The organism is Streptomyces sp. T028 (assembly GCF_048159505.1).
In the GTDB taxonomy this organism is placed as follows: Bacteria; Actinomycetota; Actinomycetes; order Streptomycetales; family Streptomycetaceae; genus Streptomyces.
On sequence record NZ_JBLRVZ010000054.1, the window covers coordinates 21,251 to 35,885 of the forward strand.

Annotated in this window: 9 protein-coding genes; 6 read left to right on the forward strand and 3 right to left on the reverse strand. The window is 70.3% G+C overall.

Annotated features, from left to right (window positions below; all coding sequences use genetic code 11):
* Positions 1–24 precede the first annotated feature (24 nt).
* On the forward strand, positions 25–1,224 hold the full coding sequence (dusB, locus tag ACLZN2_RS41995) for a tRNA dihydrouridine synthase DusB (RefSeq protein WP_416985010.1): 1,200 nt from the start codon (positions 25–27) through the stop codon (positions 1,222–1,224).
* Between the two features lie 27 nt (positions 1,225–1,251).
* Here the strand turns inward: dusB and ACLZN2_RS42000 are convergent, their stop codons facing one another.
* The 3 genes from ACLZN2_RS42000 to ACLZN2_RS42010 form a co-directional block, all read right to left on the reverse strand.
* On the reverse strand, positions 1,252–3,237 hold the full coding sequence (locus ACLZN2_RS42000; protein WP_416985011.1) for a CDP-alcohol phosphatidyltransferase: 1,986 nt from the start codon (positions 3,235–3,237) through the stop codon (positions 1,252–1,254).
* A 165-nt stretch (positions 3,238–3,402) separates the two neighbouring features.
* Positions 3,403–5,343 carry a glycogen debranching N-terminal domain-containing protein gene (locus tag ACLZN2_RS42005; protein ID WP_416985012.1) on the reverse strand — a complete coding sequence of 647 codons (1,941 nt, stop codon included), beginning with the start codon at positions 5,341–5,343 and terminating at the stop codon, positions 3,403–3,405.
* The gene (locus ACLZN2_RS42010) at positions 5,340–6,749 is read right to left on the reverse strand and encodes an MGH1-like glycoside hydrolase domain-containing protein (protein ID WP_416985013.1); all 1,410 of its coding nucleotides are present in this window, start codon (positions 6,747–6,749) and stop codon (positions 5,340–5,342) included. Before ACLZN2_RS42010 ends, ACLZN2_RS42005 begins: the two co-directional genes overlap by 4 nt.
* Before the next feature lie 124 nt (positions 6,750–6,873).
* Between ACLZN2_RS42010 and ACLZN2_RS42015 the strand changes: the two genes are divergently transcribed.
* The 5 genes from ACLZN2_RS42015 (at position 6,874) to ACLZN2_RS42035 (ending at position 14,631) form a co-directional block, all read left to right on the forward strand.
* Entirely contained in the window at positions 6,874–8,112 is a 1,239-nt protein-coding gene (locus ACLZN2_RS42015; RefSeq protein ID WP_416985015.1) for an ROK family protein, read from the forward strand.
* A 471-nt stretch (positions 8,113–8,583) separates the two neighbouring features.
* On the forward strand, positions 8,584–11,331 hold the full coding sequence (gene ppdK, locus ACLZN2_RS42020) for a pyruvate, phosphate dikinase (RefSeq protein WP_416985016.1): 2,748 nt from the start codon (positions 8,584–8,586) through the stop codon (positions 11,329–11,331).
* A gap of 381 nt (positions 11,332–11,712) precedes the next feature.
* Entirely contained in the window at positions 11,713–11,865 is a 153-nt protein-coding gene (locus ACLZN2_RS42025) for a hypothetical protein (protein WP_416985017.1), read from the forward strand.
* A gap of 382 nt (positions 11,866–12,247) precedes the next feature.
* Positions 12,248–14,059 (forward strand): ABC transporter ATP-binding protein, encoded by a 1,812-nt coding sequence (locus ACLZN2_RS42030; protein ID WP_416985018.1) that lies wholly within the window; start codon positions 12,248–12,250, stop codon positions 14,057–14,059.
* Between the two features lie 152 nt (positions 14,060–14,211).
* Complete coding sequence (locus ACLZN2_RS42035) at positions 14,212–14,631, forward strand: hypothetical protein (protein ID WP_416985019.1); 420 nt, start codon at positions 14,212–14,214, stop codon at positions 14,629–14,631.
* Positions 14,632–14,635 lie beyond the last annotated feature (4 nt).

Consider the following 14,635-nt stretch of genomic DNA (forward strand, 5'->3'; position numbering starts at 1 on the left):
CGTGGCGTACGTGAGAATGGGGGGATGCCCACGACCGCGCCCACACAGAACACGACCCTGCGGATCGGCCCGCACGCCGTGCAGCCGCCCGTCGTCCTGGCCCCCATGGCCGGGATCACCAACGCGCCCTTCCGCACCCTGTGCAGGTCCTTCGCCGCAGGCGAAGCCTTCGCCGGAGGCGAAGCAAAGGATGGAGCCAGTGGTGGCAAGGGCCTGTTCGTGAGCGAGATGATCACCACCCGGGCGCTGGTCGAGCGCAACGAGAAGACCATGCAGCTGATCCACTTCGACGAGAGTGAGAAGCCCCGGTCCATTCAGCTGTACGGCGTCGACCCGGCGACCGTCGGCAAGGCCGTCCGCATGATCGCGGAGGAGGACCTCGCCGACCACATCGACCTGAACTTCGGCTGCCCGGTCCCGAAGGTGACGAGGAAGGGCGGCGGCTCGGCGCTGCCGTACAAGCGCAACCTGCTCCGCGCCATCCTGCGGGAGGCGGTCGGCGGCGCCGGGGACCTCCCGGTGACGATGAAGATGCGCAAGGGCATCGACGACGACCACATCACCTACCTCGACGCCGGCCGCATCGCCGTCGAGGAGGGCGTCACCGCCATCGCGCTCCACGGCCGCACCGCCGCCCAGCACTACGGCGGCACCGCGGACTGGGACGCCATCGCCCGCCTCAAGGAGCACGTCCCGGAGATCCCGGTCCTCGGCAACGGGGACATCTGGTCCGCCGAGGACGCGCTGCGGATGGTGCGGGAGACCGGCTGCGACGGAGTGGTCGTCGGGCGCGGGTGCCTCGGGCGGCCGTGGCTGTTCGCGGACCTGGTGGCGGCCTTCGAGGGGCGTACGGCCGACATCGCGCGGCCGTCCCTTCGTGAGGTCGCCGAGGTGATGGTCCGTCATGCCACGCTGCTCGGCGAGTGGATCGGCGATGAGTCGCGCGGTGTCATCGACTTCCGCAAGCACGTCGCCTGGTACCTCAAGGGGTTCGCGGTCGGCTCCGAGATGCGCAAGCGGCTCGCCATCACCTCCTCGCTGGAGGAACTCCGGTCCGGGCTCGACGAGTTGGACCTCGACCAGCCCTGGCCCGTGGGCGCCGACGGGCCCCGCGGCCGTACGTCCGGCAACAACCGGGTGGTGCTGCCGGACGGCTGGCTGAAGGACCCGTACGACTGCGCGGGCGTGAGCGAGGAAGCGGAGCTGGACACCTCCGGCGGCTGAACTTCCCGCTCAACTCCCTTGCGCGGATCAGCCGTTCTTGGGGTGCGGGGTCGAGCCGTAGGCCGTCAGAAAGCGGTCGCGGAACGAACTCATCTTCCACACCGGTGCGTTGTCGGCGGGCTTGAGACCGTCGGTCCAGTTCCAGCTCGCGATGCTGTCGAGGACCTTCGGGTCCTTCGCGACGATCGAGATCGGCACGTCCCGGCTGGCGTTCTGGCCGCTGACCCGGGAGATCGGCTGGTGGTCGCCGAGGAAGACGAGGACGGTGTCGTCGGTGCCGTAGCGCTCCAGCCACTCGGTCAGCGCGGTCACCGAGTACTGGATCGACTTGCCGTACTCCTGCTTGGACTTGGTGGAGTCGGCGATGATGTCGGACGCCTTCTTGCCGGCCGCCTCGATGCCGTTGAAGATCGAGCCGTCGCCGAGCTCGTCCCAGCCGACCATCGTCGGGATCGGCGCCCACGGCTGGTGGCTGGAGGTCAGGATGATCTCCGACATCAGCGGCTTGTCGCGCTTCTTGCCGTGCTCCAGCTTCTGGAACGCCTCCAGCGTGTACTGGTCCGGCATGGTCGACCAGCTGAACTTCGGTCCCTGGTACCCCATCTTGAAGGCGTTGTACACCTTGTCCAGGCCGTAGTACTTCGCCTCCGGCCAGCCCTTCTGCACACCCGGCATGACGCCGACGGTGTCCCAGGCGCCCGTCTTCTGGAACACCTTGGTGAGGGAGAGATGGTCGCTGGCCATCACCGTGCGGTAGCGCTGCTGGTTGTCGACCCACAGCCCGGACAGGGTGGTGGAGTGGCCGAGCCAGCTGCTGCCGCCGTACGTCGCCGAGGTCAGCCAGCCGCTCTTCGCGTGGAAGCCGGCCTTCGCGAGGGCCTCGGTGCGGGCCTGAAGGGTCGCGTCGACGCCGGGCGCCACGACCGGGTCCTCGATGGCGCTGCGGCCGTAGCTCTCGATGAACGTGAAGATCATGTCCTTGCCGCGCAGATCGGGCACGAGCTGGTCGGCCGGGGTGTTGCCGAACGTGTCGTTCCGGGCCTCCTTGCGGAACGCGGCCTCGTCCCGGATCGTCGCCCGCACCTGCCGCGCCTCGGACTGAAGCCGGTTCGCCACCCGGTCCGAGGCGACCGGGATACCGGCGTACTGGAAGCCCAGCACCGAGCACGTGATCCAGGCGGTGCCCGCGATCAGCGTGCCGCGGGTGGCCCGCCGGGTGTCGCGCACCAGGATGTTGCTCAGCCGGACCGTCGCCAGCGCCATCACCGTGATCACGAGGACGACGAGCAGGACCACGCCGATCGCCGCCGCGAGGGCGACGGTCTTCCCCAGGGTGTCCGCGAGGTACGACTGAGCGTCGTCCAGCAGGCCCCAGTCGAGGACGAGGTTGAAGTCCCGGCCCAGGTACTCCATGAAGTAGATGTCGAGCACGTTCAGCACGGTCAGCGCACCCAGCGCCGCCCCGCCGAGCGCCGCCAGCACGATCCGCGCCCGGCGCGGCAGCGCCAGCAGCACCGCCGCCCCGATGATCGCCTCACCCGGCAGCCTGACGAACCGGTTGGCCTGCAGCGCGGCCATCCGGTTCGGCAGCAGCAGCGCCCCGATCACCAGCACGAGCGACAGCACGGTCACCGTCCACCACACCACCCGAGCGGCTTCGGGGTGCCGGGTACGCCAGGCGCGCAGGTACGCGAGACGGGACAGGGGCTTGGCGGCGGACTCCTCCACGGCGGCCTCGGCGTCAGGATCCGGGGCGTCCGCGGGGTCCTCCGGGGCCTCCTTCACGGAACCCTCGACGGGCTCCGACTCCACCGGCTTCTCGGCCCCTGCCGACTCTCCGGCCCCTGCCGACTCTCCGGCCCCTGCCGACTCCCCGGCCCCGGCCCTCACCCGCTCCTGATCACCCGTCAATTCATCGGCGGACGTGCGTTCCTCGGGCGCGGGGGAGGTCACCCCGGTGTCCTCGGGTTCTTTCGGAGCCGGTGGCTGGGTGGAGCGAGTGGAGACAGGCACCCGAGGGTCCTTCCGTACGAAGCCCGGTGGTTCGGCGGACCCGGCGCGGGAAGCCGGATCCGCCTCAGTTTCGTACGGCCTGCCCCCGGCCCGCGTTCAGCCCCCTCGGCCAGTGCTCGGCAAACACCGCGCAAACGTCACGCCAAGCGCCCCGCCCGGGCAGGGCTACGCACCGCCGACCGCCGTGAGCAGCGCCAACGGGGCCGCCGCCGCGCGGGACTCCCGTACGCACGCGTGCGGGTAGGGAACCGGTTCGGAGTGCGTGTCGCGGCCGTAGCCGGCGAGCACCTCGGGGAGCCGGTGCCCGGTCGCCGTCGCCGCGTCGACCAGGGCGCGGGCGACCGTACGGGCCTCGTCGTGCAGGCCGTACCGGGCGAGCCCGAGCGTGATCAGCGCGTTGTCGTGCGGCCAGACCGAACCTCGGTGGTAGGAGAGCGGGTGGTACGCCGGCTGCCCGGCGGCGAGGGTGCGTACGCCCCAGCCCGAGAAGAAGTCGGGCTCCAGCAGCCGCCGGCCGACGATTTCGCCGTACTCCTTGTCCAGCAGCCCCGACCACAGCAGATGCCCGGCGTCCGAGGCGAGCGCGTCGACCTGGCGGCCCTCCCCGTCCAGCGCGAGCGCCGGGAACGACTGCTCCGGCATCCAGAAGTCCCGCTGGAAGCGGTCGCGCAGATCGGCGGCCGCCTGTTCGAGGAGGGCGGCGTACGTGGTGTCCTCCCACACCGTGCGCGCCACCCACGCCGTGCGGCGCAGCGCGTCGTACGCGTACCCCTGGGCCCCCGCCGCCGTCACCGCTCCGATGGCGCGGGTGCCGTCGGCGGAGCAGATGGCGCCGGGGGAGTCCTTCCAGTTCTGGTTGGCGAGGCCGCCCTGGTCCGCGCGGTAGATCAGATAGCCGCGGGAGGTCAGTCCGCCGTGGTCGAGCATCCAGGCGATCGCCGCGCGGGCGTGTGGTTCCAGGCGGCGGGCCAACACCGTGTCGCTGGTGTGTTCGACGTACGCCCCGAGGACGACGAGGAAGAGCGGCGTCGCGTCGACCGAGCCGTAGTAGCGCCCGAACGGGACCTGCCCGAAGTGGGCGAGCTCGCCGTGCCGCATCTCGTGGACGATCTTGCCGGGCTGGGACACCGAGGAGGAGTCGGTTCTGGTGGCCTGGGCGGCGGCGAGGGCCGACAGCGTGGCGGCGGCGAGCTGCGGACGGTAGGGGAGCGCGAAGAGCGAGGTGAGCAGGGCGTCACGGCCGAGCAGCGCGAGGAACCAGGGTGCTCCCGCGGCCGGTACGCGCAGCTCCTCACCCTCCGTACCGGTCGCCTGCACCTGGAGCACGGCGAGATCGGCGAGCCCTCGAACACAGGCGGTCGCCAGTTCGGGCCATTCCGTAGGAAAAGCGACACCTTCCATGAACTCGCCCTCATACGCAAGTAGCTTTTCGGCCATCGCGGAAGGGGAGCGGGGAACCCGCAGCGCACGTTTCTCGCCATGCGGCCGGGCCATCACGCGCAGGATCAGCTCGGCGCTGCCGTGCGCCTCCAGTTCCAGCTTCCACACCAGCCGGCGGGCCCCGGTGCCGGTCTCCTCGACCGCGTCCGGGGCGGGCTCGGCGCTCACCGTCGTACAGGACCGCCACTCCCCGCGCCGGTAGCCGAACTCCACGCCGTCGTCGAGGACCTCGCGGCTGCGCACAGCGCCGGTCTTCGCGTACGTCCGGTGGTCGGAGCGCAGCTCGAACTGGTCCGTGAAGTCCGCGTCGACGGTCAGCGCGAGCCGGACCACGGTCGGCACCGGGCGGTTGCTGACCACTCGCACCGACTCCACGAACGAGCTGTCCCCGACGGCCTGTTCACGGAAGAGCGTGCAGGACGGCGGTTCGTTGCGCCCGCCGCGCGGGACCAGCACACAGCGGGTGGTGTCCCCGCCCGCGACCGGCGCGAGTTCCTCCGGCACCGCGCCGTCGACCGTCAGCTGCCAGCGGCTCAGATGCCGGGCGTCCCTGACGAATAACCCCTGCGGGGAGGAGCCGGAGCCCCGTACGCCACTGATGTCCCCGCGCTCGCCGACGGCGGCGAACGTCCCGCCGTACACGAGCAGATGATGCCGGTCCGTCATCCCCGGTCCCCTCCCTTGTCGGTCGTGGTGTCGTTCTGGTGGAGCAGGTCGAGCGTGAGCGCGGCGGTCCAGCTGAAGCCGGTCGCGCCGCAGGCCTCGCCGGTGTACGGGTCGACGTACTCGGCGAAGTCCGAGGTGAGCGCGGTGTCCAGCACGGCCGCGCGCAACGCGTCCGCGTCCGCGAGGTGGCCGTGCAGCCTGAGCCCGCGCTCCAGGAGCCAGGCCGTGTTGAACCAGGCCGGGCCGCGCCAGTAGCGGTGCGGGTCGAAGGCCTCGCCGAGCAGGTCGTAACTGGGGACGAGACGCGTCGTCGTACCGACCCCGAAGTGCGGGCCCCTGAGCGTGCGCACGACGGCCGCCACCACCTCGCGCGGCAGGTCCGGCAGAAGCAACGGCACAAGCCCCGAAACCCCACGCTCACGCACCAGGCCGCCCCCGTGCACGTCGCGGCAGAAGAACATGCCCTCCGTCGGGTCCCACAGCCGTTCCACCAGCGCCGCCGTCAGTCGCTGCGCACGCGCGTGCCGGGCGGTCGCCGTCGCGCCCAGTTCCCGCGCGATCCGGGCGAGGGCGTGCTCGGAGGCGATGAGCAGCGCGTTGAAGGAAGGATCCTCCACGGCGAAGCCGCCGCTGCCGTCGGCGTACCCGGCGTCCCGGTAGTCCGCCGCCAGCCGGACGTACCGCCCGTAGTCGAGATCCGTCGGCCGGTCCTCGGCCGCCCCGTGGTCGAGGTCGGCGCGCCGGAAGGAGCGGGCCGGGGCCGGGGCGACCCGGGCGAGCGGGGCGTCCCAGCTCGGGGCGTTGTCCATCCCCTGCTCCCAGGGGTGGACGACGGAGACGAGCCCGCCCCCGCCGAGGTCGCGCCGGTGCAGCAGATAGCGGTGCCAGGCGGCCAGCCGTGGGTAGACCCGGGCCAGGAAGCCCCGTGCCCGGGACAGCCCCGGGTCGGCGCGGTGCACCAGCCAGGCCGCGAGCGCGTGCACCGGTGGCTGCACGATGCCCGAGGTCTGTACGGTGCGCGGGGCGCCCGCAGCGCGCCCCGCGGTCGAGGAGCGCCAGAAGTCGGGGCTCGGGAAGTACGCGTCGAGCGGTACGGAGGGGTTGAAGACGATGTGCGGGATGCGCCCGTCACCCCACTGGGCGGCCAGCAGCGTCTCCAACTCGGTCTGCGCCCGCAGCGGCGAGACATGCCTGAGGCCGATCGCGACGAACGCCGAGTCCCAGGACCACTGGTGCGGGTACAGCCGGCGCGAGGGCACCGTCGAGCTGCCGGTCCAGTTGTCCTCCAGCACCCTCACCGCGCCCCGCCGCACCGCTCCGAGGTGCGGCGGACCCGGCGGAGCCGCCGGATCGTATACGGCGGTGTACTCCACCGGGCGGGCGATGAGCTGGGCGGTGCGATCCACTCGGGGCTCCCCGAAAGACGTCAAGGCGGCCCCCTGGTTCGGCAGGGGCTACCGTAGGGTTACGTCTATTTAACACGCAAAACTCAATATGTAATGCAGGCTGGAGAAACACAAGGGGGTGCGCATGACTCGGCGTCCGGGACGGACCGGCAGGGCGGGCGGTCAGGCCAGCGCCGGAGAGCTGCTCGAACTGGTGCGCAGTGGACGGGCGACGACACGCGGTGCCCTGCAGCAGGTGACGGGCCTCTCCCGCGCGACGGTCGGACAGCGGCTGGACCGGCTCTTCCGGGCGGGCTGGCTGCGCGAGGGCGCCGGCGGGCCGGTCGACTCACCGCTGGGCGGCCGCCCCTCGATCACCCTGGAGTTCGACGGCGCCCATGCCGTGGTGCTCGCCGCCGACCTGGACACCCGGCACGCGCGCGCGGCCGTGCTGACCCTGACCGGCGAGATACTCGCGGAGCACGCCGGCACGCTGGTCGTCGAGGACGGCCCGGACGCCGTGCTGGACGAGCTGGGCGGCTGGTTCGCCGAGCTGCTGGACAAGGCGGGCCACGGCGCGCAGGAGGTCTGCGGCATAGGCCTGGCCGTGCCCGGCCCGGTGGACAGCGAGACGGGCCGGGTGGTGCAGCCGCCGATGATGCCCGGCTGGGACGGCTACGACATACGAGGCCGCCTCGCGCGAGCGTTCACCGAGCGCACGGGCCTGCCCGGGACGCCCGGCGCACCCGGGGTGCCCGTCCTCGTCGACAACGACGCGAACCTGATGGCGTACGGCGAGCAGCACGCCGGATACCCCGACTGCTCGGCGTTCGTGCTGGTCAAGGTCTCGACGGGCATCGGCGCCGGGGTCGTGGTCGACGGCTCGCTGTTCCGGGGGATCGACGGGGGCGCCGGGGACATCGGCCACATCCGGGTCGGCGCGGAGGCGCTGTGCCGGTGCGGTTCCTACGGCTGTCTCGCCGCCGTAGCCAGCGGGGGTGCCGTGGCCCGCAAGCTGGCCGAGAGCGGGGTGCCGGCGGCCTCCGGCTCGGACGTACGGGACCTGCTGGCGGCCGGGCATCCGGCGGCGTCGGCGCTGGCGCGGGAGGCGGGGCGCCGGGTGGGGGACGTCCTGGCGACGGTGGTGACCCTGCTGAACCCGGGGGTGCTGATGATCGCCGGGGACCTGGCGGGCACCCCCTTCCTCACCGGGGTGCGCGAGCTGCTCTACCAGCGGGCGTTGCCACGCTCCACCGCCCATCTGGACGTGGTGACCTCCCGGCTCGGGGACCGGGCGGGGCTGGTGGGAGCAGGTGCGCTGGTCGTGGAGCACCTCTACGCACCCGAGCGGGTGGAGGAGCGGTTGCTGGCCCTGGGGGTGTGAGGGACGCTCGTAGGCAGACGGGCTCGTACGACAGGCGAGCTCGTACGGCAGGTGGGCTCGTATGACAGGCGGGTTTCGTTCCTGAGACCCGTCCGCATGGTGGAACCGGGCCCCGGCGTGGAGCGTGATTCTCGCCACCCTTGAGGGGGGTAATGCTCAGATGAGCGGATCATGGATCGAATGCACTTCTCCAAGGGGTGGCACTGCGTGCCACCCCTTGATCGTTCATCGATCGAAATCAGACGTGCCGTACGTCGCTCATGTGAGCGTAGATACGTCCGTCTGGAGGTGTTCGTGTTCAAGAAGTGAAAACATCAGCTGCCCTGCGCTTGCCAAGCCTTGACTTTCGATCCACTGGCTGACGACGGGTTACGGGCGTATGACGCGCAAGTGGACGTACCCAGGCGCCTTCGATCTGGGTATGTTCCTCGCCGTCAGGGCAGCCACCGCGTCCTCGAGGAGTCGAGACCCGTGTCGGAAAACAAAGATCTCCCGGTAGCCGAGCAGGCCGCGAGCGTTGAGGGCGTGAAGTTCGTTTACGACTTCACCGAGGGCAACAAGGACCTCAAGGACCTCCTCGGTGGCAAGGGCGCCAACCTCGCCGAGATGACCAACCTGGGCCTCCCGGTCCCGCCCGGCTTCACGATCACCACTGAGGCCTGCAAGGTCTACCTGGAGAGCGGCGCGGAGCCGGTGGCACTGCGTGACGAGGTGAGTGCGCACCTCGACGCCCTCGAGGAGCGGATGGGCAAGAAGCTCGGCCAGGCCGACGACCCGCTGCTCGTCTCCGTCCGCTCGGGCGCGAAGTTCTCCATGCCCGGGATGATGGACACGGTCCTCAACATCGGCCTCTCCGACAAGTCGGTCCAGGGCCTGGCCAAGCAGGCCGGCGACGACCGCTTCGCCTGGGACTCCTACCGCCGTCTCATCCAGATGTTCGGCAAGACCGTCCTCGGCGTCGACGGCGAGCTCTTCGAGGAGGCCCTCGACGCGGCGAAGGCCGCCAAGAAGGTCACCGTCGACACCGAGCTGGAGGCGGCGGACCTCAAGAAGCTGGTCACCAAGTTCAAGAAGATCGTCAGGACCGAGGCCGGCCGGGACTTCCCGCAGGACCCGCGCGAGCAGATGGACCTCGCCATCAAGGCGGTCTTCGACTCCTGGAACGGCGACCGCGCCAAGCTCTACCGCCGCCAGGAGCGCATCCCCGGCGACCTCGGCACGGCGGTCAACGTCTGCTCGATGGTCTTCGGCAATCTGGGCCCCGACTCCGGCACCGGTGTCGCCTTCACCCGCGACCCCGCCTCCGGCCACCAGGGCGTCTACGGCGACTACCTGCAGAACGCCCAGGGCGAGGACGTCGTCGCGGGCATCCGCAACACGGTCCCGCTCGCCGAGCTGGAGCAGATCGACAAGAAGTCGTACGACCAGCTCCTCGGGATCATGGAGACGCTGGAGAACCACTACAAGGACCTCTGCGACATCGAGTTCACGATCGAGCGCGGTCAGCTGTGGATGCTCCAGACCCGCGTGGGCAAGCGCACCGCCGGCGCCGCCTTCCGCATCGCCACCCAGCTGGTGGACCAGGGCCTGATCGACGAGACGGAGGCGCTGCAGCGCGTCAACGGCGCCCAGCTCGCCCAGCTGATGTTCCCCCGCTTCGACGAGGACGCGAAGGTTCAGCAGGTCGGCCGGGGCATCGCGGCCTCGCCGGGCGCGGCGGTCGGCAAGGCGGTCTTCGACTCGTACACCGCCGTGAAGTGGTCCCGCTCGGGCGAGAAGGTCATCCTCGTCCGCCGGGAGACCAACCCCGACGACCTCGACGGCATGATCGCGGCCGAGGGCATCCTGACCTCGCGCGGCGGCAAGACCTCCCACGCGGCCGTCGTCGCCCGCGGCATGGGCAAGACCTGTGTCTGCGGCGCCGAGGAGCTCGAGGTCGACACCAAGCGCCGCCGGATGACGGTCCCCGGCGGACACGTGGTGGAGGAGGGCGACGTCATCTCCATCGACGGCTCCTCCGGCAAGGTCTACCTGGGCGAGGTCCCGGTCGTCCCGTCCCCCGTCGTGGAGTACTTCGAGGGCCGGATGCACGCGGGCGCCGACGACGCCGACGAACTCGTCGAGGCCGTCCACCGGATCATGGCCTTCGCCGACCGCAAGCGCCGGCTGCGCGTGCGCGCCAACGCCGACAACGCCGAGGACGCGCTGCGCGCCCGCCGCTTCGGCGCCCAGGGCATCGGCCTGTGCCGCACCGAGCACATGTTCCTCGGCGACCGCCGTGAGCTGGTGGAACGCCTGATCCTGGCGGACACGGAGACCGAGCGCGAGGAGTCCCTCAAGCAACTCCTCCCCCTCCAGAAGCAGGACTTCGTCGAGCTCTTCGAGGCGATGGACGGCCTGCCCGTCACCGTCCGCCTGCTCGACCCGCCGCTGCACGAGTTCCTGCCCGACATCACCGAGCTGTCGGTGCGCGTGGCGCTCGCGGAGTCCCGCCAGGAGCCGCACGAGAACGAGCTGCGCCTGCTCCAGGCGGTCCACCGCCTGCACGAGCAGAACCCGATGCTGGGGCTCAGGGGGGTGCGGCTGGGCCTGGTCATCCCGGGTCTGTTCACCATGCAGGTCCGCGCCATCGCCGAGGCCGCCGCCGAGCGCAAGAACGCCAAGGGCGACCCGCGCGCCGAGATCATGATCCCGCTCGTCGGCACCGTCCAGGAGCTGGAGATCGTCCGCGAGGAGGCCGACCAGGTCGTCGCCGAGGTCGAGGCGGCCACGGGTGTCTCGCTGAAGCTGTCGATCGGCACGATGATCGAGCTGCCGCGCGCCGCGCTGACGGCCGCCCAGATCGCCGAGGCCGCCGAGTTCTTCTCCTTCGGCACCAACGACCTCACCCAGACGGTGTGGGGCTTCAGCCGGGACGACGTGGAGGCCTCCTTCTTCACGGCCTACCTGGAGAGGGGCATCTTCGGGGTCTCCCCGTTCGAGACGATCGACAAGGACGGCGTCGGCTCCCTGGTCAAGGCGGCGGCCAAGGCGGGCCGCGAGACCCGCCCCGACCTCAAGCTCGGCGTCTGCGGCGAGCACGGCGGCGACCCCGAGTCGGTGCACTTCTTCCACGAGGCCGGGCTCGACTACGTCTCCTGCTCCCCGTTCCGGATCCCCGTGGCCCGCCTGGAGGCGGGGCGCGCGGCCACGCAGTCGGCGGGCAGCGACCACCGCTGATCCCCTGAGGGGGCTCTGAGCCCCGGAGCCGCCGTCGGTCCCCGACCCTCAGTACCGATCGGCGGCGGCTCCGGCATGCAAGAGGAGGGCGGCACCCTGTGCGGGGGTGCCGCCCTCTTGCGCTGCTCGGGCCGCTTGCGCTGCTTCCGCTGATCGACTGCGCTGGTCAGCGGGCATCTCCCATTCAACGCCAAGGAAATCCCAAGGTTTTCACAGCTTCATTTCCGGCTCTTAATTCTTGGTTTTCTCTTCCCCTTCTGATGGGTCGTGTTAAGTTCTTTCTCATCGGGCGGCGGGATCGCCCAGGGTGACGACCCTGATCCCCATCCGTCCGTGCGGAATTCCCTTCCCGCAGATACTGGAAACTCAGAAGGAGTCAGTATGAGCTTCAGGGTGATCGCACCGCTTACCCCCCGCCGCAACGCGAACGCGGACCCCAACGCGAACGCCGGCCAGGTCCCCCCGCCCCCGCAGCCGCAGCAGCGCCGCCGCCCGCGTCCCGGTGATCCGGCGCCCCAGCAGCGCGGCGCCTGACGCCAAAACGCCTGGTGGGAGGGAGGGTCGCCGGTTTTCCGACGACCCTCCCGGGTTGTGTACAGCCTGTGGATCCACCCCGAAACACCTGGCAATCAGGCAAAGTCATGAACGTGCAGCATCCTCGCTTCGTAAATTATCCATGCGTGGGAGAAATATGCGCGCGCCCAAGAAGTCTTCAGGGGTCGAATTTCCCCGGCATGTCCCGGCAGGTCTCGAACTATCGGAATACGGCTTGCCGATAATGCGCGATACCGAGGATGCGACGGATTTCGTATTCTCGGGACCCGCAGAACACGACGACCCGGAACCCACCCCCTCCGGGGAACCCAACACTCTCCCTGCCCTCTCCCCCCGCGATGCCTTCCGCCGCTTCTGGCCCATGACCAAGGGGCTGCGCCGCTGGCTGGTGGGGGTCTGGCTGTGCACCGTGCTGGGCGCGCTCGCGGAGACCTCCGCGATCCTGCTGTTCAGCAGCCTCACCGACAACGCCCTGCAGAAGGGCTCACTGGACGCGTTCTGGAGCCCGGCGATCCAGTGGCTGGTCATCGCCATGGTGGGCGGGGTCATCGGCTACGCGGGCGGCTCCCTCGCGGTCTGGGTCTCGGAACGCTTCGTGATGCGGCTGCGCGAGCACGTCTTCGACCACGTACAGAAGCTCCCCCCGCACTTCTTCCAGCACCACCGCCAGGGCGACCTCCTCTCCCGGCTGACCGGAGACGTCGAGGCCATCGAGCAGATGGCGGTGTCGGGCCTGATCGGCACGGCCTCCGCGCTCTTCAGTGCCGTCTTCTACGCGGCGGCCGCGTTCTGGCTGCGCTGGGACCTGGCGGCGGCGACCTTCGTGCTGGCCCCGTTGTTCTGGCTGGCGGCCAAGAAGTTCTCCGCCGGCGTCAGGTCGGTCGCCCGCGAGGGCCGCGTGGCCGACGGCGCGGTCACCTCCGTAGTGGAGGAGTCCCTCGGCAACCTCGTCCTCACCCAGGCGTACGGTCGCCAGGACGCGGAGCGGCGCCGACTGAGCCAGGAGGCGACGGCATGGTTCCGGGCGGCGGTCCGCTCGGCCCGCCTGAACCAGGCGTACGGCCAGCTGGTGCAGGTCATAGAGACGGTCTGCGTTCTTGCCGTGATCGGCATCGGCGTCTGGGAGATCTCGGAGGGCCAGATGACCCTGGGCCAACTCCTCGCCTTCGCGGCCCTCCTCAGCTACCTCTACCCGCCCATCCGCAGCCTCGCCCAGCTGGGCCTGCTGATCACCGCGGCCACGGCAGGCGCCGAACGCCTGGTGGAAATCCTGGACACGCGCCCCGCGGTGGCCGACCCCAAGGGATCTTCGGACCGCTCCTCGGGCCGCCCGGACGGCGTGATCGAGGTTCAGGACGTCTCCTTCCGCTACCCCGGCACCGACCGCGAGGCCCTCCAGAACCTGTCCTTCACGGCGAACCCCGGCGAGCTGGTCGTCATCACAGGCCCGAGCGGCGCAGGCAAGTCGACGGTCTCCAAACTCCTCCTCCGCTTCTATGACCCCGACTCCGGCACGATCGCCCTGGACGGCGTCCCCCTGCGCGACTTCCCCCTGGACCGCCTCCGCGAATACGTCACCCTCCTCCCGCAGGAGACCCTGGTCCTGCACGACACGGTCCGCGCGAACATCGCCTGCGGCCGGCCGGGAGCGAGCGAGCAGGCGATCGTCGACGCGGCGAAGGCAGCCGACGCGCACGACTTCATCACCGCGCTGCCGGACGGCTACGACACGACGATCGACCCCGGAACGGCCCGCCTCTCCGGCGGCCAGCTCCAGCGCCTGGCCATCGCCCGCGCGGTCCTGCGCGACGCCCCGGTCCTGGTCCTCGACGAACCCACCACCGGCCTCGACGCCATCGCCACCCGCCGCATCATCGAACCCCTCCGCCGCCTGATGACCGGCCGCACCACCATCATGATCACCCACGACCTCACCCTCACCCCCGAGGCCGACCGCATCCTCGTCATCGACCAGGGCCACCTCACCGAAACAGGCCGCCACCACGACCTCCTGTCCTACGGCGGCGTATACACCCGCCTGTACGGCTCCCAGAACCCGGGGGTTACGGCGGATGCGGGCGCCGGCAACGCCCCGGAGGCATACGCGTACGCGGGGCAGGCCCAGGGCGGCGCGTACGACTGGAGCGAGGCTTGGGCGGGGCCGGTGGCTTGAGGGGCGGCGCCCCTGTGGCGGTTTTCCGGTGTCTGGATTTCGATCACCTGATGTGGTGGAGATCGGCGACTGAAGGTTTCGCCTCGTAAATGATCCATTACCTTCTGTGATTGCCGGAGGTCATCCGGCTTTCAGCTGTCGGAAGGCGAGGCATGAAGAAGGTACTGACGGGCGTGATGGCGGCAGCGGCGTTGCTGGCGGGGGCCGGAGCGGTGTGGGGGGCGGGAGACTGGGCGAACATTCCCAGGTTGAATTCTGGAGGTGTTCTCTTCCTTGAAGGTGAGAGCCGTTTCAATCCGGCAGGTCAGAACCACGGGGCCTTCGAGTGGAAGGGCAAGCTGAAGGACGCTGCCCCGGGGGACGGGCACAACGTCTACATGCAGGTCCGCGTCGAAGGACATACCTGGGTGCGTTACAACGGCAAGCAGGGGAAGACCGTCTTGCTGCACCACTCGAACTGGGACGGCGCCCAGCGCTACACCACCAGGGCAGAGATCAGGGCCTGCCGTGATCGAGGCAGTCTGCACCCTGACAACTGCTCCCACACCGCCAAGTTCTTGGCTGCCCGCTAAGCCT

Excerpts from the sequence above, each read along its gene's own strand:
- dusB (WP_416985010.1), top strand. The coding sequence starts at position 25 with ATGCCCACGACCGCGCCCACACAGAACACGACCCTGCGGATCGGCCCG.
- ACLZN2_RS42005 (WP_416985012.1), bottom strand. The coding sequence starts at position 5,343 with ATGACGGACCGGCATCATCTGCTCGTGTACGGCGGGACGTTCGCCGCC.
- ACLZN2_RS42015 (WP_416985015.1), top strand. The coding sequence starts at position 6,874 with ATGACTCGGCGTCCGGGACGGACCGGCAGGGCGGGCGGTCAGGCCAGC.
- ACLZN2_RS42025 (WP_416985017.1), top strand. The coding sequence starts at position 11,713 with ATGAGCTTCAGGGTGATCGCACCGCTTACCCCCCGCCGCAACGCGAAC.
- ACLZN2_RS42030 (WP_416985018.1), top strand. The coding sequence starts at position 12,248 with ATGACCAAGGGGCTGCGCCGCTGGCTGGTGGGGGTCTGGCTGTGCACC.
- ACLZN2_RS42035 (WP_416985019.1), top strand. The coding sequence starts at position 14,212 with ATGAAGAAGGTACTGACGGGCGTGATGGCGGCAGCGGCGTTGCTGGCG.